A 5,490-nucleotide genomic window follows, 5' to 3' on the forward strand; every position below is an offset into this window, starting at 1 on the left:
AATACTTAGCGCCTCGTTATCAGTACTCATGGATGGATAATCATTCCAATCCTGTTGAAGGCGAAGTTCAAGTGTTCGATCGCTGCTTAATATAAAGGGAGACCCAAGAGTTCGGTATTCGTTGCTATTCATAGAGGCAATCTCTGCAACTTGAATACAGCGTAAGAGTGGATCTACGACTGCTCCGTTTAATGACTTATTATAGGCGGAGCTTCCAGTCGGCGTGGAAATAACCATTCCATCCCCACGAAAGGTTTCAAAATGCTTGTGGTCAATAAAAATATCTAAAACAAAAGATTTAATGATATTGGAACGAATGGTAAACTCATTAAGACAATAGAATTTTGGGTTGCTATTAACAGATACCTCTAAAACAGGGTATTTACGTACAACAATCTTATCTTTTAATACCGCTTCAGCCATTTTCTCTATGTCATCAACGAAAAAATCACAGTACATATTTAAAGAGTCAGTAGTCGAGATACCTGCGTACAACGTATCTTGTCTAAATCCAGTTTTTCTCACCGCCTGTAAAAAGGTCGCGTCGGATCCGATACTAACGATAATAGAAGCCTCTTCAAAATTTTCCACTGCTACAAAACCATGCTGATGAATAACTTTTTGTATCGATTCTTTACGTTTTAGAGAGTGTGCGTCATTCTTTGTGTATAGGTAGATATTATTTCTTGAAGTCATAAGCATGCTCCTTTTTATAGGGCTTAGACTGCGAAGCACAGAATCTATTAAGTTTACATGTACTTTTAGTCTATGTATTATTATTTTATCATTTAGTGAAACATTTAGACATTTATAACGTATGTAAGAAGGAAAGAAAAAGGAGGAAATTAGTAATATGAATATGAAACGTTGGTTGGCCATTGTAGGAGCTGCAATATTATTAGCCATATCCTTGGTTGTTAATACTGCTTCATCCATATTCTCAACAGATTGGTCTACATTTATGGAAGATGTAAGCTCTACAGCTAATACAGAGTTCTATGAAACAGTCCTTCAGCCAGGAAGTATGAATAAACGAGTGGCTGTACTTACAGTAGATGGTACCATTCAAGATACCGGTGGAACTACTAGCTTGTTTGGAACAGAAGGATATAATCATCAATTTTTCCTTCAACAATTAGATCAAGTAAGAAATGACGATTCTGTTAAGGCAGTCGTTCTTCAAGTAAACTCCCCGGGTGGAGGGGTAGTGGAATCAGCACAGATCTATAAGGAAATAGTAGAAATTCAAGAAGAGACCGGTAAACCATTTTATGTTTCGATGGGAAGCATGGCAGCTTCAGGAGGATATTACATATCTGCACCAGCCGATAAAATCTTTGTCAACAAAGAAACACTGACAGGTTCTATCGGGGTTATTATGCAAAGCATAAACTATGGCGGCCTTGCTGAAAAGTACGGTGTGGAATTTGTGACGATCAAATCAGGACCATATAAAGACATTATGAGTCCAACGAGAGACATGACAGAAGAAGAGCGAGCAATGCTACAAGATATGCTAAATGATTCTTATGAGGACTTTGTTGATATTATTGAAGAAGGAAGAAATATGACAGAGGCTGAAGTTAAGAAAGTAGCAGATGGAAGAATATTAAACGGAAGACAGGCCGTGGAGTCGGGTCTTGCGGATGAGCTTGGTTTCTTAGAGGATGCCGTAGCGGCAATTCAAAACGATTATGACTTAGGGGACGCAGAAGTATTTGAGTATGGTTTTTCTCCTAGCTTCTCTTCGTTATTTGCGATGAAGGCACAATCATTTTTTGGAGTAGACATTGAATCTAAACTGATTGCTAAGCTAATTGCAGATAATTCTGCACCAAAAATGATGTACCTTTATGGAAATGAATAAGGAGGGAATACAATGAGTGAGTTAGAACCAAATAACCATGAGCTTGTAAAAGAAAGCCCGCCTGTTCGTCAAACAATGGCCGTTTCGAAAACGGAAAGCTATGTACAAAAGGCTGCTGGCTTTTGGATACGCTTTTGGGCTTATATAGTAGATTTGCTCGTGCTATCTTCTGTGGGCATGCTGTTAATCAAACCAGTTTTCCGCTTGTTCTCATTGGATGTAAGCAGTTCAAGCTGGTATGCACCGATATCACTTGTAACAGCAATTCTTTTCTATTTGTACTTTGTTCTTATGACGAAGTTCTTTTCACAAACAGTGGGTAAAATGATTTTTGGCATTCGTGTTGTATCTAAAGGAGAAGGAAAGCTAACATGGGGTACGGTTTTATTCAGAGAATGGGTAGGACGTCTAATATCAGTGATACCATTTAACCTACCGTATGTAGTTGCGGCCTTTACGCCACAAAAGCAAGCAATCCATGATTTTATCGCAGATACACTAGTAATACACGAATCTTCCTATGACAAAAAGGAAATTGTAGAATATAAGCGCACTCCTGTTGCAAATGAGTTGCAAGAGACAAACGAATTCTAGTAAGATGAGAGTATCGAAAAGGAGGCTACATAATTATGACACAAGTAACATTTAAAAATAATCCTGTAACATTATTAGGCAAAGAGGTAGAGGTTGGGGAAAAAGCTCCAAACTTTACAGTATTGGCAAATAACCTATCGCCGGTTACTCTTGAGGATTCAGCTGGAAAAACTCGCCTGATTAGTGTAGTACCTTCCCTTGACACTGGTGTTTGTTCAGCACAAACTAACAAGTTTAACGAAAGTGCTGCAAGTCTTGGTGATGATGTTGTTATTTTAACAATCTCTGTTGACCTACCTTTTGCACAGTCTCGTTGGTGTGGAGCAAATGCAGCAGATTCTATTCAGACATTATCTGATCACCGTGACCTTTCTTTCGGGAAAGCATTCGGAATAGTAATGGAAGAGTTACGCTTACTTGCTCGCTCGGTATTTGTAGTAGATAAGAATGGTGTAGTAACTTACAAGGAAATCGTAAGTGAAGGTACTAACCATCCTGACTACGAAAAAGCGCTTGAAGCTGTTAAAGCAGCACAATAACTAACACTATAAAAAATAAGTAAACCCACTCTATTTCGAGTGGGTTTTCATTTGAGGGATCAGTATGCAAACAAATGTAGAAAAAATCTTTTCATTTATCGATCAAGAAGCCACATATATAGAAGAGCAGGAATCTGCTCCTTATTTAGAAGGAATCGTCTATGCACTTGAGCTATGGCTTGAAAATAAAAAAGCTCCTGACCTTGTGAATCCTAAAAAAGAAGAGATTCGTAAAGCTATCCAGCTCGCTATTTTAAAAGGGATGAGCAAGTCTACTCAAGCAAATCACCAAATGACTCCGGACGCAATTGGCCTACTATTAAGCTATTTCGTAAAAGAAATGAACAAGGAGAAAAAGGAGCTGTCCTTTTTAGATCCAGCACTAGGCACTGGAAACCTTCTATTCACCTTAATGAACGTCATTCCGAATACTTCCCATGCGTTTGGAGTGGAGATAGACGAGTTACTTATTCAGCTGGCTGCGCAGGTTGGGGAACTCCTGGAGCAGGACATCCAGTTATTTAGACAGGATGCAATTCGTCCACTGATGATTGATCCCGTCGATATAGTTGTAAGTGACTTGCCAGTAGGATATTATCCAGACGAAGAGGCCTCGAAGGATTATTTCCTTCATAGCGAGGATGAAATGCCTTATGCCCATCATTTGTTTATGGAGCAAGCGATGAAGCATGTAAAGCCGGGAGGGTATCTATATTTTCTAGTCCCAGCTACGATTTTCGAATCAAAGCAAGCACCACAGCTGCATAAATTTATAAAAGAAAATGGCTGGATACAAGCAGTCATTCAACTTCCAGACTCTATCTTTAAGAACAAAGCGCAAGAAAAGAGTCTCCTTATTTTACAAAAGAAAAGTGAAGACTTAAAGGCTCCACGAGAGGTCTTGCTTGCGAAGGTACCAAGTATGACAAATCGAGAAGCAATGGAGCTATTCTTCAAAAAAATCGACATATGGCAAGAGGAAAATAATAGGTAAAATTTGCCCGCCCCTTTTATGCAAGGTACAATTATTGTATCAGTATAAAGAAGGGGCGTGTTCTTATGCCAAATATTTTAGCAGTTAATGCAGGTAGTTCTTCTTTAAAATTTCAGTTGTACTCAATGCCCGAAGAAAGAGTAATAGCAAAAGGATTAATCGAAAGAATAGGATTATCAAATCCTGTGTTTACGATGAACTTTGACGATGAACGTATCCACTTAATAGAGCAAGTAGATAATCACGAACAGGCGGTTAAATTGCTCATTAAAATGCTGATTGATCGCAAAGTAATTCAGTCGTTAGAAGATATACAAGGAATTGGCCACCGTGTCGTACATGGAGGAGAAACATACAATGACTCCATTTTAATAAACGAGGACGTAATCAAAAATATTGAAAGATTAGCAGAGTTTGCTCCACTTCATAATCCAGCTAATGTTACAGGTATAAGAGAATTTCAAAAAGTTTTGCCAAAAATACCAGCCATCGCTGTGTTTGATACTGCTTTCCATCAAACGATGCCTGAAAGTTCTTATTTATACTCGATTCCGTATGACTATTACGAAAAGTATAGTATTCGAAAATATGGTTTTCACGGAACCTCACATAAATATGTCGCTCACCGAGCAGCAGAATTATTAAATAGGCCACTAGAAATAACTCGCCTAATCTCCTGTCATCTCGGAAATGGGGCAAGCATCGCTGCTATTCACAAAGGGAAATCTATCGATACCTCCATGGGCTTTACTCCACTTGCAGGAGTAACAATGGGCACAAGATCAGGAAACATTGACCCGGCACTGATACCATACCTAATGGAGAAGACAGGGAAAAGTGCAGAAGGCATCCTAGATATACTAAACAAGAAATCTGGAATGCTCGGAGTATCAGGCTTTTCTAGTGATCTACGAGATATCGTAACAGAAGCAACCAAAGGCAATGACCGTGCCCAGCTAGCACTAGACGTATTTGCCAACCGAATACACAAATACATCGGATCCTACGCAGCCCGTATGAATGGAGTAGACGCCATTATCTTTACAGCCGGCATAGGAGAAAACAGCGAGGTTATCCGCGAAAAGGTACTCTCTGGTCTCCAATTCATGGGAGTCTACATGGACCCAGACCTAAACAAGCTGCACGGCAAAGAAGGCTTCATCAACTACCCACACTCACCCGTAAAAGTCATCGTCATACCTACAAATGAAGAGATTATGATTGCGAGAGATGTGATGAGGGTGGCGGGGATGTAGTTAATATTATTTCATCTTTAACACACCTTTTTTAACAAGGTTGTTTAAAGCACCAATGTTTTTAAATCTAAAATAAACACTTAATCTACTTAAATCTTCATTCGTTAAAGAGGAATAATCAATCATTAACTCATACTCCTGATCTAATTTTTGAATCATTGTTTTAGCATATTCTATTTGTTTTTTAGTTAATTGTTTTTCTTTTTTTAAATGTTCTTCAGCGATTTTTTCTTTATAATT

The 5,490-nt window shown here is 38.6% G+C and carries 6 protein-coding genes and 1 pseudogene; 5 read left to right on the top strand and 2 right to left on the bottom strand.

The window, feature by feature from the left end; all coding sequences use genetic code 11:
* Positions 1–696: NAD kinase (locus AC06OU_RS05355; RefSeq protein WP_475854458.1), on the bottom strand; the 696-nt coding region annotated here is incomplete at its 3' end.
* Between the two features lie 157 nt (positions 697–853).
* Here AC06OU_RS05355 and sppA point away from each other — a divergent pair.
* The 5 genes from sppA to AC06OU_RS05380 all read left to right on the top strand — a co-directional run bounded on the left by sppA (position 854) and on the right by AC06OU_RS05380 (position 5,250).
* A complete protein-coding gene (sppA, locus tag AC06OU_RS05360; protein ID WP_475854459.1) occupies positions 854–1,867 on the top strand; it encodes a signal peptide peptidase SppA in 1,014 nt (337 codons plus the stop codon).
* A gap of 12 nt (positions 1,868–1,879) precedes the next feature.
* The gene (locus AC06OU_RS05365) at positions 1,880–2,461 is read left to right on the top strand and encodes an RDD family protein (RefSeq protein WP_298473283.1); all 582 of its coding nucleotides are present in this window, start codon (positions 1,880–1,882) and stop codon (positions 2,459–2,461) included.
* Between the two features lie 35 nt (positions 2,462–2,496).
* On the top strand, positions 2,497–3,000 hold the full coding sequence (gene tpx, locus AC06OU_RS05370; RefSeq protein WP_169360937.1) for a thiol peroxidase: 504 nt from the start codon (positions 2,497–2,499) through the stop codon (positions 2,998–3,000).
* 64 nt (positions 3,001–3,064) lie between these two features.
* On the top strand, positions 3,065–3,994 hold the full coding sequence (locus AC06OU_RS05375; RefSeq protein ID WP_340883018.1) for a class I SAM-dependent methyltransferase: 930 nt from the start codon (positions 3,065–3,067) through the stop codon (positions 3,992–3,994).
* Between the two features lie 65 nt (positions 3,995–4,059).
* Complete coding sequence (locus AC06OU_RS05380; protein WP_475854460.1) at positions 4,060–5,250, top strand: acetate kinase; 1,191 nt, start codon at positions 4,060–4,062, stop codon at positions 5,248–5,250.
* 6 nt (positions 5,251–5,256) lie between these two features.
* Here the strand turns inward: AC06OU_RS05380 and AC06OU_RS05385 are convergent.
* Positions 5,257–5,490: pseudogene (locus tag AC06OU_RS05385) on the bottom strand (GIY-YIG nuclease family protein); the annotation flags it as partial.

Source organism: Psychrobacillus sp., assembly GCF_056205495.1.